This is a genomic window from Microvirga makkahensis (assembly GCF_009830105.1).
In the GTDB taxonomy this organism is placed as follows: Bacteria; Pseudomonadota; Alphaproteobacteria; order Rhizobiales; family Beijerinckiaceae; genus Microvirga; species Microvirga makkahensis.
In genome coordinates this window covers 87,563-102,008 of the sequence record NZ_WURB01000013.1, presented here as the reverse complement: position 1 = coordinate 102,008, position 14,446 = coordinate 87,563, and the positions used below count along the sequence as shown (strand labels likewise).

Sequence of the window (14,446 nt, the reverse complement as noted above, 5' to 3'; positions counted from 1 at the left end):
GTGGTCTTCCTACTCGGCGGGCTGGAGAACGTCGATCTTCGTGGTCTTCGGCGCCTCCGGAACGATCTCGCCGTCGAGCACCGCCCGGGCCTTTTCGCAATCCACCGCTCCGACCCAGCGGCCGACCACCAGGGTGGCGATGATGTTGCTGGTGAGGTTGGTGGCGGCCCGGATCTCGGCCATGAAGCGATCCACGCCGATGAGCAGGGTCAGCCCGGCGATCGGCAGCACGCCGATGGCAGGCATCGTCGCCGCCAGGGCGATGAATCCGCCGCCGGTCACGCCCGCCGCACCCTTGGACGTGAAGAGCATGATGAACAGGATCGTCAGCTGATGGGCGACGGTCAGCTCGGTATTGGTCGCATGAGCAATGAAGAGCACCGCCATGGTCATGTAGATCGCGGTGCCGTCCATGTTGAAGGAGAAGCCGGTCGGCATGACGAGGCCGACGACCTCCTTCTTCACGCCCATGGCTTCCAGCTTCTCCATGGAGCGGGGGATCATCGTCTCGGCCGACGTCGCGGCGAACACGACGAGGATCTCGTCCTTGAAGTGCGACAGCACCTTGAACAGGTTGAACCCGGCGATGCGCAGGAAGAGGCCGAGAACGATCACCACGAACAGGACGCTGACGATGTAGACCGAAAGCACCAGCTCGCCCAGGCTCAGCAGCGAGCCGGTTCCGTACTTGCCGATGGTGAACGCCATCGCTCCGGCTGCTCCGATCGGAGCGAAGCGCATGATGATGCCGACCATGCCGAAGAGACCGTGGGTCGCGACCTCGAGGGTGCTGATGAAGGGCTTTGCGCGATCACCCAGCTTGCACAGGCCGAGGCCGAAGAGCACGGCCACGAACAGCACGGGCAGAATGTCGCCGGAGACGAAAGGTTCGACGAAGGTCTTCGGGATGATGTTGATGAAGAAGTCGAGGAGCGTCATGTGCTCCGCGTTCGAGACATAGCCCGAAACCGCGCCCGCATCGAGCGTCGCCGGATCGGCGTTGATCCCGCGGCCGACGGGCCACAGATTACCGACCATGAGGCCGATCAGCAGCGCGATCGTCGACGCGATCTCGAAGTAGATCAGCGCCTTCACGCCGATATTGGCGATCTTGCGCATGTCGCCGATGGTCGCGATGCCGACGACGATCGTCAGAAAGATGATCGGCGTGACGATGACCTTGATCGCGCGGATGAAGACATCGCCGAGCGGCTTGAACTGGACTGCGAGCTGAGGCTCGAAGTACCCGATCAAGCTGCCGATGATGACGCCGATGATAACCTGGACGTAAAGCTTCTGTAGCCACTTCATGGCTCCTTTCGGAGCCTTCGGCGGACCGCCAAGCGTGTCGGCGAAAACTGCACCTTGAGACATTCCATCCTCCCTGCTAGAGACTAGCGGATCGTTTTTACGGACCTCATCTTGCCCCCGTCTTGACAAGTGCGCCCTTTGTCTTTGTTGGCGTATCGTATTTTGTATGATGCGCTTGGTTTTTTCGCGCATTTCGGCGATGAGGCGAGCGAGAATGCCTTCGCATTCGTGACACCTCGTGAGAGATTGCGTCGAAGCCACTCCTTCGGCGCGGCGATCCGACCGTGGCGTAGCCTCTGGAGGCTCGGTCCGATCACCGGAAGCAGGAAGCGGCGCTGGCTGATGGCCAGCGCCGCGACGTTTCACTCCGCCGCTTCGGCGAACTGCATGGCGTGCTTGTTCTTCACGACGACCTTGATCGCATCTTCCACGCGGTCCTTGGCGTACCGCAGGGCTTCCGGAAGATCCTCCATCGCGAAGGTGTGAGTATGGACCAGGGTGGCGTCGAAGCGCTTCTGGCGCATGAAGGCCTCGGCGCGATGGGTCGCCGTCTTGCCCTCGCCGCGGATGCCGTAGAGATAGATGTTGTTGCGGACCAGGTAGGCCACATCAACGGGGACGGCATCGCTCGGGAAGGCCGCGAGGCAGATCTTGCCGCCCCGGTTGAGCATCTGGGCAGCCTCGTTGACCGCATTCGGCGCGCCCGAGCACTCGAGAACGTAATCGACGCCCTTGCCGCCCATGATGCGCTTGACCGCCTCGACGGGGTCCTCCTTGCGGACGTTGATGACGTGATCGGCGCCGAGCCTCTTGCCCATCTCGAGGCGGTTGTCGCGCGTTCCGGTGAGAATGACCGGCTGAGCGCCCAGCGCCTTGGCGACCGCCGCGCCGAGCAGCCCGATCGGGCCGGGGCCGCTGACGACCACGCTCTCTCCGGCGACGAGGCCGCCGAGCTCGGTCAGGCCGTACATGGCCGTGCCGGCCGTCACGACCAGGGTCGCTTCCTCGTCGCTCATGCTGTCCGCGACATGCACCAGGGTGTTGATGTTGTTCACCTGGTATTCGCAGAAGCCTCCGTCGGTCGTGAAGCCGTTCGCGCGGTGCCCCTTGTCGACATCCCCGTAGTTCTTGCCGTAGTTGTGGCACGAGGTGTACATGCCCTGGCGGCAGCGCTTGCATTGTCCGCATCCGGCGTGAATCTCGACCGTCACGCGGTCGCCGATCTTGTACTCGTCCACGCCCGGGCCGAGGGCCACGACGGTGCCCATGTATTCGTGACCCGGCGTGAAGTTCTTGTTGAACGGTGCGCCGCCCTGGATCTGGGCCGGAGGGCCGTGGTTGATGATTTCGAGATCGGTGGCGCAGATGGCGACCGCATCGATGCGGACCAGCACCTCCGCCTTCTTCGGAGCCGGCACCGGCTTGTCGACCAGGCTCAGCTGGCCCGGATCTCCCAGCACCCAGGCCTTCATGGTCTCCGGGATCGGATAATCGGCATGGGTACGAACATTCTCTGGCATCGGCATGTATAGATCTCCTCCGGGCAGCCACTTTCTTGAGGGCGCGAAACTAAAATGAAACACGATCCTTTGTCGTCGTGCTCGATTCTTCAGAAGGTATCCTGTGGCTTTGAACAGCAACGCTTCACGTGCTTGAGGTCAGCCATCAAAGATCAGGCAATTTTTACATCGTTCCTCGGTTATTATTTGATTTCAAAAAAGTATGGTTTGGGGCATCTCGCCCGTCAACGACGTGAAGCGCAATTTCACGATATGAAAGTGAGAGCTTTTCCGGCCGCGCGCGCTCATGCCGTCACGCGAGGCTAACCGGCTGATTTGACGGGCATCTCCGAACGGTCCGCCGCATGTGCCGAGGATGGCAGAAAGCGTCGGGGATGCTGTGGCGCACTCGCTCCATCTCGTCATCACCGGCCTTGGGCCGGTGATTGGCCTGGTGATCCCGATCCGTTCAGCGCTGCGCTCATCGGAAGCGGGATGGAGAGGCGGGATGGCCGGGACTGATCCCCGGTTCAAAGCCGGAGATGGTCATGACACAAGGTCCTAGCGCGTTTTCTGGCGGCGTCCCGGGTCCACTTCGCCGAAAAAGGCGTCAGACTCCCTGTCCCTGAAGATATCCCTTCGCTGCCCTGACAGGGCCGTCACATTGCGGCGCGGCCTTCACGAGCACGTCCTCCGGTGCGGATCTCTCGAGCCAGACGTCGAGAGCCGTCGACGCGGCCCAGGCCGGGTCTCCCGTGACGCGGTCGGCGAGGACCGGAAGCGCGGCATCGGCGCAGGCCCTGACGTCGGCGATGACGGCCTGTGGAGCGCGTGCCTCGGAGAGGCGCCTGTCCAGCTCGGCCTGAAGCGGATCGACGATCAGAAAATTGACGATGAGAATGAAAGCCTCTTGAAGCATGGTCGCCCTGTCGCCGGCCGTCGGGTCAGGGAAGATCCGACATCACGCAAGTGCCGGCTGGCTTACGTCAGAGGGTTCCGGATCGGGGTCCCGCTCGAGATAAGCACGAATCCAGACGGTTCAAGAGACCGGCGGATCAGGTCCGGGGCCCGGCCGTGACGGGAGGAGGAGCGCAATGGGACAGCCACGACGAGGAAGCGGGCCTCACGCGTTGACACGCGGCGGATTCATGATGCCCGCAGTCGGCGGCGCGGGCTGCGGCCGGCGGCCGGTTCGCCCGAGAGGGCCCGGCAGAGCTCCTCCATCGAGGCCAGGGTGTGAATGGGCCGGAACTCGTCCACATGGGGCAGCATCGCGCGGATGCCGGAGGCGCGGGCCTCGAAGGCGTCGAAGCGAAGAAGCGGGTTGAGCCAGATCAGGCGGCGGCAGGAGCGCTTGAGCCGGTCCATCTCGAAGGTCAGCTCCCGCGTCACCTCCCGCTCCAGCCCGTCCGTGAACAGCAGGACGATGGCGCCCTGGCCGAGCACCCGGCGGGACCAATGGCGGTTGAACTCGTGCAGCGCATGGGCGATCCGCGTTCCGCCTTCCCAGTCCTGCACGCGCTTCGATGCGCGGGCGAGGGCTTCGTCGGGATCGCGGCTCGTCAGTTCACGGCTGATATTGGTCAGGCGCGTGGCGAAGACGAAGGAGTGAACCCGCCGCCGCTTCTCGGCGATGGCGTGCAGGAAGTGCAGGAAGAGCCGCGAGTACTCCGCCATGGAGCCCGAGACGTCCATGAGGGCTACGACGGGGGCGTGCCTGACGGCGGGCGAGCGATAGGCCAGATCGATCACGGCGCCTCCGGCGCGCAGCGACCGCCGGAAGGTTCTGCGCGGATCGATCCGCCGGCCTCGTCGATCCGGCAGGAAGCGGCGCGTGACCACTTCGTCATGCGGCAGGGACATCCCGGCGATCAGGCGCTTGGCCTGCGCGATCTCGGCGGCCGACATCTGCGCGAAGTCCTTCGTCTTCAGGACCTCCCGGTCTGAGACCGTGAGACGGGCGGAGAACTCGGTCGTCTCGACCGGTTCCGGCTGCTCCCGCCGGGGCGCGGCCAGGGCCTCGGCGACGCGCAGGGCGCCCGCCTGGGGCCTTCTCTCCTCCTGCCCTCCGGGAGCGACGGGCGACATCTGGGCGATGAGCTTCTCGAGCAGCGCGCGGCGTCTCCAGAAGATCCTGAAAGCCTGGTCGAAAAGAATGCTGTGCTCGTGCCGCTTCACGAAGACGGAATGGAGCGTCCAGTAGAAATCCTCGCGCGTGCCGATCCGCGCCGCCTCGACCGCAGCGATGGCATCGAGAACCGCGCCGGGACCCACGGGCAGTCCCGCATGGCGCAGGGCCCGCGCGAAATAGGCGATGTTGTCCGCGAGGCGTCCCTCGCCCCTGGGGGCGGACGGAATGCTCACCCCGGATTCCTCAAGGAGTCCCGGACGCGGTCGAGCATGTCCTTCGCCCGGCTGCCCTGCATCTTCTGGATGTCGTCCTGGTACTTCAGGAGAACGCCGAGCGTGTCCGAGACGAGCGCCGGATCGAGCGCCACCGCGTCGAGCTCCACCAGGGCCGAGGCCCAGTCCAGGGTTTCCGCGACGCCCGGAGCCTTGAACAGCTCCTCCTTGCGGATCGCCTGGACGAAGGCGACGATCTCCCGCGACAGCCGTTCCGGTGCCTGCGGGACGCGACCGTGGAGAATGGCAAGCTCACGCTCCGCGTTGGGGTAATCGACCCAGTGATAGAGACAGCGGCGCTTCAATGCGTCGTGGATTTCCCGCGTGCGGTTCGAGGTGATGACGACGATGGGAGGATGCTCCGCCTTCACGGTGCCGAGCTCCGGAATCGTCACCTGGAAATCGGACAGCACTTCGAGCAGGAAGGCTTCGAAGGCCTCGTCGGTGCGGTCGAGCTCGTCGATGAGCAGAACCGGGGCTCCCGCCGTGTCGGGTTCGAGAGCCTGCAGGAGCGGCCGCTTGACCAGGTAGCGCTCCGAGAACAGGTCGCTCTCCAGCGTCCCGCGATCCACCGTCCCGCCGGCCTCGGCGAGCCGGATCGCCATCATCTGCCCGGCATAGTTCCACTCGTAGACGGCCGAGGCGACATCGAGCCCCTCGTAGCATTGCAGGCGGATGAGGCGCCGCCCGAGGGCGGACGACAGCACCTTGGCGATCTCCGTCTTGCCGACGCCCGCCTCGCCTTCGAGGAAGAGGGGGCGTCCGAGCTTCAATGCGAGGAAGAGCACCGTCGCGAGCGGACGGTCGGCGACATAGCCCGCGCCGTTCAGCAGGGCCAATGTCTCGTCGATGGAACCGGGTTGGTCAGCCACGGGCTATGCTGCTCCATGAGGCACGATGCGCTCTTCAAAGAGTAGAGCACCGGATCTGTCCCAGAAGGGCAAGTCCACTTATCACGTCCGATGCTCCACCGTTGAACAGCGTATCGTGGGAGGTGGAAAACCGGGTCCGCTTTTCCGCACGATACGCTAGCCCGGGCACCGGATTCGACGGTCTTTCTGTTCGCGTTCGCTCAGCCCCGCGCGGCGGCGGCCTCGACGGCGCGGCGGGCCATGACCCCGACGAGATGAGCCCGGTAGGCTGAATCCGCGTGGATGTCGCTGTTCATCTCGTCCTCCGGCACGGCAATGCCGTCGAGGGCCTCTGGAGCGAAGTTCCGGCCCAAGGCCTCCTCCATCTCCGGCACCCGGAACACGCCGTTGGAGCCCGCGCCGGTCACGGCGACGCGCACCCCGTCGGCATGCTTGGCCACGAACACGCCGACCAGGGCGTAGCGGGAGGCCGGGTTGCGGAACTTGGCATAGGCGGCCTTCGCGGCGATCGGGAACGACACCTGCGTGACGATCTCGCCTTCGTCCAGCGCCGTCGTGAAGATGCCCTGGAAGAAGTCGTCCGCCGCGATCCTCCGCTTGTCCGTGACGATCGTTGCGTTCAGGGCGAGGCACGCCGCCGGATAATCGGCGGCAGGGTCGTTGTTGGCGACCGAGCCTCCGATGGTGCCGCGGTTGCGCACATGCGGATCGCCGATGAGTTCGGCCAGCTCCGCGAGAGCCGGAATCGCCGCGCGGACATCGGCGGAGCCGGCCACCTCCGCGTGCTTCGTCATGGCGCCGACCGTGATCGCATCGCCGGATCGCTCGATCCCGCGAAGTTCGGCGACCTGGCCGAGATCGATCAGGCTCGCGGGGCCCGCGAGCCGCAGCTTCATGGTCGGCAGCAGCGTGTGCCCGCCCGCCAGGAACTTGGCGTCCTCGGCCTGTCCGGCGAGGTTTGCCGCCTCCTTGACGCTCGTGGGGCGGTGATAGTCGAAAGCATACATGCCTCTGTCCTCCCTTATTCCGCCGCCATGGGCATGCGGGCCTTCTGCGCCGCCCGCCAGACGGCCTGGGGCGTCGCGGGCATCGCGATGTCCTCGTGGCCGAGGGCGTCCGTGATTGCGTTGATGACCGCGGGCGGGGCGGCGATGGCGCCCGCCTCGCCGCAGCCCTTGATCCCGAGCGGGTTCGACGGGCAGGGCGTCACCGTCATGCCGACCTGGAACGACGGCAGGTCGATGGCGCGCGGCATGCAGTAATCGTTGAAGCTCGCGGTCACGAGCTGGCCGCCCTGATCGTAGACGGCCCCTTCGAGAAGCGCCTGTCCCACGCCCTGCGCGATGCCGCCATGGACCTGGCCCTCGACGATCATCGGGTTGATGATCACCCCGAAATCGTCCACCGCCGTCCAGCGGTCGATCCTTGTGACGCCCGTATCGGGATCGATCTCCACCTCGCAGATATGGACGCCGGCCGGGAAGGTGAAATTGGTGGGGTCGTAGAACGCGCCTTCCTTGAGGCCGGGCTCCAGATCCTGGCCGGAGAACTTGTGGGCGATGTAGGCCTGGAGGGCCACCTCGCCGAAGCCGAGCGCCTTGTCCGTTCCGGCGACGCCGAACTTGCCGTCCTTGAACTCGATGTCTCCCTCGGAGGCTTCGAGAACATGGGCCGCCACCTTCTTGCCCTTGGCGATGACCTTGTCGAGCGCCTTCGCGATGGCCGACATGCCGACCGCGCCGGAGCGCGATCCGTAGGTGCCCATGCCGAACTGCACCTTGTCGGTGTCGCCGTGGACGATGCTGACCTGGTCGATGGGAATGCCGAGCCGGTCGGAGACCAGCTGCGCGAAGGTGGTCTCGTGGCCCTGGCCGTGGCTGTGCGAACCCGTGAGCACCTCGACGGAGCCGGTCGGGTTGACGCGCACCTCGGCGGATTCCCACAGGCCCACGCCCGCGCCGAGGGATCCGACCGCCTGCGAGGGGGCGATGCCGCAGGCCTCGATGTAGCTGGAAAAGCCGATGCCCCTGAGCTTGCCGCGGCGGGCGCTCTCCTGCTTGCGCTGCTGGAAGTTCCGGTAATCGGCGAGGTCCAGCGCCTTGTCGAGGGAGGCGGCGTAGTCGCCCGTGTCGTAGGTCATGATGACCGGGGTCTGGTGCGGGAACTGGGTGATGTAGTTCCTGCGGCGGAACTCCGCCGGATCCTGGCCGAGTTCGCGGGCGGTCTTCTCCACGAGCCGCTCGACCACGAAGGTGGCCTCGGGCCGTCCCGCGCCGCGATAGGCGTCGACGGGGGCGGTGTTGGTGTAGACCGCGTCCACCTCGCAATAGATCGCCGGGATGTCGTACTGGCCCGACAGGAGCGGCGCGTAGAGATAGGTCGGCACCGAAGACGCGAAGGTGGACAGATACGCGCCGAGATTGGCGGTGGTGTGAACCCGCAAGCCGATGATCCTGCCGTTTTCGTCGGTTGCCATCTCCGCGTGGGTGACGTGGTCGCGGCCATGGGCGTCGGCCAGGAACGCCTCGGAGCGGTCCGAGGTCCACTTCACCGGGCGCCTGACCTTCTTGGCCGCCCAGACGCAGACCGTCTCCTCGGCATAGATGAAGATCTTCGAGCCGAAACCGCCGCCGACGTCGGGAGCGATGACGCGGAGCTTGTGCTCGGGCGCGACTCCGATGAAGGCCGACAGCACGAGGCGGGCCACATGGGGGTTCTGGCTCGTGGTGTAGAGGGTGTAGGTGTCGGTTCCGGGATCGTACTCGCCGAGAGCCGCGCGGGGCTCGATGGGGTTGGGCACCAGCCGGTTGTTGACGAGATCGATCCTCGTCACGTGCCTGGCGCGCGCGAAGGCGGCCTCCGTCTCCTCCCGATTGCCGAGATGCCAGTTGAACACGGTGTTGTCGGGCGCCACGTCGTGCACCTGCACCGACGCCTTCGCGGCCTCGGCGGTGTCGACGATTGCGGGGAGCACCTCGTAATCGACCACGATGGCTTCAGCGGCGTCCTTGGCCTGGGCGAGGGTTTCGGCGATCACCACCGCCACGTGATCGCCCACGTAGCGCACCTTGCCCTGCGCAAGCGCCGGATGCGGTCCCGCCTTCATCGGCGAGCCGTCCTTGGAATGGATCATCCAGCCGCAGATGAGGCCGCCGATCCCGTCGGCCGCGAGGTTGTCGCCCGTGAGGACGGCCACGACGCCCGGCATGATCGTGGCCGGGCCGGTGTCGATGGACCGGATCGCGGCATGGGCGTGCGGCGAGCGGAGGAAATACGCGAAAGCCTGGCCAGGTCGGTTGAAATCGTCCACGTAGCGTCCCTGGCCGGTGACGAAACGCTGATCCTCTTTCCGGCGTACGGGAGCGCCGATCCCTGTTGCGGTCATGAAATCCTCCCTTGTCCTCGTTGGCCCAGCACCGGGCGGCGCCTCGACGGTGGCCCCGAAGGGCGCCGGCCCGCGCCGCCGGCCCTTGCGCGGGCGTGCCGGCCCTACTCGGCCGCCTGCTGCAGCGGCGCCCGGGCCATGGCCCGGGCTCCGGCGGCGACGGCCTTGACGATATTGTGATAGCCCGTGCAGCGGCACAGATTGCCCTCGAGCTCGGCCCGGATGGTCTGCTCGTCGAGGTCGCTCCCCTTGCGGTTCACGATGTCGATGGCGGACATGATCATGCCCGGCGTGCAATAGCCGCATTGAAGGCCGTGATGCTCGCGGAAGGCCGACTGCATCGGGTGCAGCTCGCCGCCTTCGGCGATGCCCTCGATGGTGGTGACGACGCTCGCATCCGCCTGGACCGCGAGGATCGTGCAGGCCTTCACGGCCTGTCCGTTCAGGTGAACGACGCAGGCGCCGCACTGGCTGGTGTCGCAGCCCACATGCGTTCCGGTCAGCCTCAGATTTTCGCGCAGGAACTGAACGAGCAGGGTGCGGGGATCGACGTCTGCGGTGACGGATTGACCGTTCACCGTCAGGGAGACGGTGGTCATGCGTGATATCCTCCTCGGGCGCCGGCAACCCGGCCAACCTTCAGGTGGTCTCAGGCACCGGCAGGTGTTCTTGTTGGCGTTCTTGTTGGACGGCCGCACGAATGCGACACGTCGACGTCGAGTGTGGACCGCCCCGTGTGAGCGGTCAAGTATCGCGAAATTGAGCGGAAGGACTCGAGGCGGCGATCACGCGGCGGATTCCGCAGGCGACAGGATCCTGGCGAAATTCGCGAAGAATTCGTCGGCGTATTTCTTGGCGACGCCGTTGATCAGGCGTCCGCCGAGCTGGGCGATCTTGCCGCCCACATGGGCCTCGACGTCGTAGACCAGCCGTGTCCCGTCCTCGACCTCTTCGAGGCGCACCTTCGCGCCGCCCTTGGCCCAGCCGGCGACGCCGCCCTGTCCCTCGCCGCCGATGGTGTAGCCGTTGGGCGGGTCGAGATCCGTGAGCGTGACGCCGCCCTTGAAGGTCGCCTTCACGGGGCCGACCGAGACCTTGGCCGTCGCCTGGAACTCCGTGTCGCTGATCTTCTCCAGCTCCTGGCAGCCGGGAATGGCGGCCTTGAGAACCTCCGGATCGTTGAGCGCCGCCCACACCGCCGCCCGGTCGGCCGGAAGGGTGACCTCGCCCTGCATCGTCATCGCCATGCTGATGTCTCCTCCTGTCAGCGTTCCCCACGGCAGAGTATGGGCAAATCGGGCGGCGCGTCACCTGTCCAGAAGGCGCGCGCCGATCACGGATCTCCGGCGGCATGGCTTTGCGCGGCGGCTTCGGCCTGGGCGAGCGCGTCGGCGACCGCATCGAAGGTCAGAAGGATGGATGCATGGCGGGCCTTCAGGTCCCGCGCGGGCTCCAGCAGCGCCAGCTCCGCCCATCGGCCCGACGGAGGAGGGCCGCTCTCCTTCAGCATCCGGCGCATCTGATCGCGGACGGCGCGGAGTTCCCCGGCCGTGGAGCCGACCACGTGGCGCGCCATGATCGACGAGGAGGCCTGACCCAGGGCGCAGGCCTTCACCTCGTGAGCGAAGGCGCTGACGACGCCGCCATCGAGCTTCAGATGGACCGTGACCGTCGACCCGCACAGTTTCGAATGCGCCTTCGCGCTGGCATCCGCATTCGGCAGGATCCCCAGAAGCGGGATGTCGGCGGCGAGTTCCAAGACGCGCCGGCTGTAGATGTCGTTCAGCATCCTGACCGCGAGCCATCCGACATGGTGCTTGTTCGCAGCCGATCAGACGCCCCATCGCCGCGCGTGTCAACGTTCCGCCCGCCGCTCGCCATCGGCGGCCTCGCGCATCGTGCGAACAAGCGGATCCGGTTTTCGCCAGCTCCTCCACGTCGTCACCGCCTTGTGCCGGTGGTCCCGACCCCGTGAAGCTCCATGCCTTTCGGATCGTCATGGCCGGCACGGGGCCGGCCATGACACGACACGCCCGTCCAAGGTGGGAGCCTCGGATCGATCCCGACGGTGCGGGTGCGCTCTTCACGCCCGATGCTCTCGCATGCGGGTTGCGGCGCGAGGGAAGGTGATGGCAGTATCGATCGTCGCGCGGCTGCGTGAGCCGCCTCTCCGCCGGGAAAACCATGCTCTCCACCGACGCCGAAATCCTGAAGAACGCGGAAGCCTGGAGGCGCGAGGGCAGGGGCGTCGCGGTCGCCACCGTCGTCGAGACCTGGGGATCGGCGCCCCGGCCCGTCGGCAGCCACCTGGTCATCGACGGGGACACCAACTTTCTCGGCTCCGTGTCCGGCGGCTGCGTCGAAGGCGCGGTCATCACCGAGGCGCTGGATGTGATCGCCGACGGGAAGCCGCGCATGCTCGAATTCGGGGTCGCCGACGAGACCGCCTGGCAGGTCGGCCTGTCGTGCGGAGGGCGCATCAAGATCTATGTGGAGCGGGTGGACTAGATGAGCGCCGATCCTCTGCGAGTGCGTGTCTCGCTCCTCTGCCACGGAGGCGGGGGAACCGCATGCGCCTGAGCCTCCTGTCCGACCTCAACGCGGAGCGCGCTGCCCGGCGGGCCGCCATCCTCGTGACGGACATCGCCTCGGGCGAGCAGCGCCTCGTCCGGGAGGCGGAGATCGCAGGCGACCCGCTGGCAGACGAGCTGCGGGACAGGCTTCGCCAGGGCAGGAGCGGCCTCGTCGAGCAGGAGGGCCGCCAGCTTTTCCTGACCGTGCAGGCGCCGCCGGTGAGACTGGCGGTGATCGGTGCCGTTCATATCAGCCAGGCGCTCGCGCCCATGGCCCGGGCCGTGGATTTCGACGTCACCATCGTCGATCCGCGCACGGCCTTCGCCACGCCGGAGCGCTTTCCGGACGCGCCGGTCCTCGCCGAATGGCCCGACACCGTCCTGCCCGAGATGGGGCTCGACCGTTACACGGCACTCGTGGCGCTCACCCACGATCCGAAGATCGACGATCCCGCGCTCGCCGCGGCGCTGCGGTCGGAATGCTTCTATGTCGGCGCCCTCGGCTCGCGCAAAACCCATGAGCGGCGCGTGCAGCGGCTGACGGAATCCGGCTTCACGGAAGCGGACCTCGCCCGCATCCATGCACCGATCGGCCTCGATATCGGAGCCGTGTCGCCCGCGGAGATCGCGGTCTCGATCCTGGCCGAGATCGTCGCGACCCTGCGCAAGGAGCGGAGGCGTTCGGCGTGAGGTTCGGTCCCGTTCCCGTGGAGGAGGCGATCGGCGCGCTCGCCGCCCACAGCGTGCGCGCGGGCGATGTCGTGGTGAGGAAGGGAACCCTCGTCTCGCCCGACATGGCAATGCGGCTGAGGCAGGCCGGGGTGGAGACGATCATCGCGGCGCGGTACGAGCCCGGCGACGTCGCCGAGGACGAGGCGGCTCTCCGGCTCGCCCGTGCGCTGGCCGGCGAGAACGTCGTCGTCGAAGCGCCCTTCACCGGGCGCTCCAACCTCTACGCGGAGGCGTCGGGCGTTCTCCTGATCGATGCCGGCGCCATCGACGGCCTCAACGCCGTCGACGAGGCCATGACCGCCGCGACATTGCCCGCCTTCAAGCCGGTCGTCGCGGGAGAGATGGTCGGCACCGTCAAGATCATCCCCTATGCTATCCCTGAGACCCTGCTGCAGACCGGGATCGCCCGGGCCGGCAGGGATGCCCTGCGCGTCGCCCCCTACAAGCGCCGCGCGCTCGGGGTGATCTCGACGCTTCTTCCCGGCCTCAAGCCGAGCGTGGTGGACAAGACCCTCGCGGTGCTCGGCCAGCGGCTGGAACCCGCCGATGCCCGGATCGTGTCGGACCGCCGGGTGCCCCACGAGGCGGCGGCCCTGGCGCAGGAGCTGGCCGGTCAGGCCAAGGACGTCGCGCAGCTCATCGTGATCTTCGGCGCCTCCGCCATCGCCGACCGCCGGGACGTCATCCCCGCCGCCATCGAGAGGGCCGGGGGACGGGTGGAGCATTTCGGCATGCCGGTGGATCCGGGCAACCTGCTCCTCATCGGCTCCATCGCCGGAAAGCCCGTCATCGGCGCCCCGGGCTGCGCCCGCTCCCCGAAGGAGAACGGGTTCGACTGGATCCTGCACCGCCTTCTGGCGGACGTGCCCGTGACGCGGGCCGACATCACGGCTCTCGGGGTCGGAGGGCTTCTCATGGAGATCGTCTCGCGGCCGCAGCCGCGCGAGGGCGGCACAAGCAGGGGCGAGGAATGAGCCGGGAGACAAGCGACGTTGCGGCCATTCTCCTGGCGGCCGGGCGCGGCACGCGCTTCGGCGACGAGCCGAAGCTTCTGGCGCAGGTCGGCGGCAAGTCCCTGGTGCGCCATGCGGCCGAGGCCGCGATCCGGTCCACGGCCGATCCCGTCGTCGTGGTGACCGGCCATCTCGGGGAGGAGGTCGCGGCGGCGCTCGAGGGGCTCCCCGTCCGGATCGTTCGCAACGCCCTGTATGCGCAGGGGCTCTCCACATCCCTCAAGGCCGGGTTCTCCGCGCTGCCGCGACGGGCCCGGGCCGCGATCGTTCTCCTCGGGGACATGCCGTTCGTGACGGCCGGTCTCATCGACGCTCTCGCGGCCGCCTGGCGGGACGGGGGAGAGCCCGCGGCTCTCGTCCCCACCCTGAACGGCCGGCGGGGCAACCCCGTCGTCCTCTCGCGCGCGCTTCAAGGGGAGATCGAGAGCCTCTCCGGAGACGCCGGAGCGGGCCCGGTTCTGCGCGGGAGGCCCGACGTCCTGGAATGGCCGACCACGGATCCGGCCGTGGCTCAGGACATCGACACGAGGGAGGAACTCGCCGGGCTCCGGCCGTGACGGCGGGGGAGCCGCCGGCGCGACGCACCTCCCACGCCATCCCGTCTTCCGGGATCACCGGCCCGGTGCCGGTGATCCCGATGGTCCGAAACGCAGCGTCC

The 14,446-nt window shown here is 67.2% G+C and carries 14 protein-coding genes; 4 read left to right on the top strand and 10 right to left on the bottom strand.

What is annotated here, in order from left to right; all coding sequences use genetic code 11:
* Positions 1 to 9: 9 nt before the first annotated feature.
* The 10 genes from dctA to GR328_RS17175 form a co-directional block, all read right to left on the bottom strand.
* Complete coding sequence (gene dctA / locus GR328_RS17220) at positions 10 to 1,374, bottom strand: C4-dicarboxylate transporter DctA (protein WP_205790085.1); 1,365 nt, start codon at positions 1,372 to 1,374, stop codon at positions 10 to 12.
* A gap of 299 nt (positions 1,375 to 1,673) precedes the next feature.
* A complete protein-coding gene (locus tag GR328_RS17215; RefSeq protein ID WP_160885894.1) occupies positions 1,674 to 2,837 on the bottom strand; it encodes a zinc-dependent alcohol dehydrogenase in 1,164 nt (387 codons plus the stop codon).
* A 583-nt stretch (positions 2,838 to 3,420) separates the two neighbouring features.
* On the bottom strand, positions 3,421 to 3,729 hold the full coding sequence (locus tag GR328_RS17210) for a hypothetical protein (RefSeq protein WP_160885892.1): 309 nt from the start codon (positions 3,727 to 3,729) through the stop codon (positions 3,421 to 3,423).
* Positions 3,730 to 3,956: 227 nt separating this feature from the next.
* Positions 3,957 to 5,174 (bottom strand): VWA domain-containing protein, encoded by a 1,218-nt coding sequence (locus GR328_RS17205; RefSeq protein ID WP_160885890.1) that lies wholly within the window; start codon positions 5,172 to 5,174, stop codon positions 3,957 to 3,959.
* On the bottom strand, positions 5,171 to 6,085 hold the full coding sequence (locus tag GR328_RS17200; RefSeq protein ID WP_160885888.1) for an AAA family ATPase: 915 nt from the start codon (positions 6,083 to 6,085) through the stop codon (positions 5,171 to 5,173). The genes GR328_RS17205 and GR328_RS17200 overlap by 4 nt, the downstream gene beginning before the upstream one ends.
* A gap of 200 nt (positions 6,086 to 6,285) precedes the next feature.
* Complete coding sequence (locus GR328_RS17195; protein ID WP_160885886.1) at positions 6,286 to 7,092, bottom strand: FAD binding domain-containing protein; 807 nt, start codon at positions 7,090 to 7,092, stop codon at positions 6,286 to 6,288.
* A gap of 14 nt (positions 7,093 to 7,106) precedes the next feature.
* On the bottom strand, positions 7,107 to 9,470 hold the full coding sequence (locus tag GR328_RS17190) for a xanthine dehydrogenase family protein molybdopterin-binding subunit (RefSeq protein WP_160885884.1): 2,364 nt from the start codon (positions 9,468 to 9,470) through the stop codon (positions 7,107 to 7,109).
* A gap of 104 nt (positions 9,471 to 9,574) precedes the next feature.
* Positions 9,575 to 10,069 carry a (2Fe-2S)-binding protein gene (locus GR328_RS17185; RefSeq protein ID WP_160885882.1) on the bottom strand — a complete coding sequence of 165 codons (495 nt, stop codon included), beginning with the start codon at positions 10,067 to 10,069 and terminating at the stop codon, positions 9,575 to 9,577.
* Positions 10,070 to 10,255: 186 nt separating this feature from the next.
* Positions 10,256 to 10,717, bottom strand: coding sequence for an SRPBCC family protein (locus tag GR328_RS17180; protein ID WP_160885880.1), 462 nt, complete (start codon positions 10,715 to 10,717; stop codon positions 10,256 to 10,258).
* An 86-nt stretch (positions 10,718 to 10,803) separates the two neighbouring features.
* Positions 10,804 to 11,259 (bottom strand): iron-sulfur cluster assembly scaffold protein, encoded by a 456-nt coding sequence (locus GR328_RS17175; RefSeq protein WP_160885878.1) that lies wholly within the window; start codon positions 11,257 to 11,259, stop codon positions 10,804 to 10,806.
* A gap of 395 nt (positions 11,260 to 11,654) precedes the next feature.
* Here GR328_RS17175 and GR328_RS17170 point away from each other — a divergent pair, with 395 nt between their 5' ends.
* The 4 genes from GR328_RS17170 (at position 11,655) to GR328_RS17155 (ending at position 14,345) form a co-directional block, all read left to right on the top strand.
* Positions 11,655 to 11,978, top strand: a complete 324-nt coding sequence (locus tag GR328_RS17170) for an XdhC family protein (RefSeq protein ID WP_160885876.1) — start codon at positions 11,655 to 11,657, stop codon at positions 11,976 to 11,978.
* Between the two features lie 62 nt (positions 11,979 to 12,040).
* Positions 12,041 to 12,733 carry an XdhC family protein gene (locus GR328_RS17165; RefSeq protein ID WP_160885874.1) on the top strand — a complete coding sequence of 231 codons (693 nt, stop codon included), beginning with the start codon at positions 12,041 to 12,043 and terminating at the stop codon, positions 12,731 to 12,733.
* Positions 12,730 to 13,749 (top strand): molybdopterin-binding protein, encoded by a 1,020-nt coding sequence (locus tag GR328_RS17160; protein ID WP_160885872.1) that lies wholly within the window; start codon positions 12,730 to 12,732, stop codon positions 13,747 to 13,749. Before GR328_RS17165 ends, GR328_RS17160 begins: the two co-directional genes overlap by 4 nt.
* Complete coding sequence (locus GR328_RS17155; RefSeq protein WP_160885870.1) at positions 13,746 to 14,345, top strand: nucleotidyltransferase family protein; 600 nt, start codon at positions 13,746 to 13,748, stop codon at positions 14,343 to 14,345. Before GR328_RS17160 ends, GR328_RS17155 begins: the two co-directional genes overlap by 4 nt.
* Positions 14,346 to 14,446: the final 101 nt, after the last annotated feature.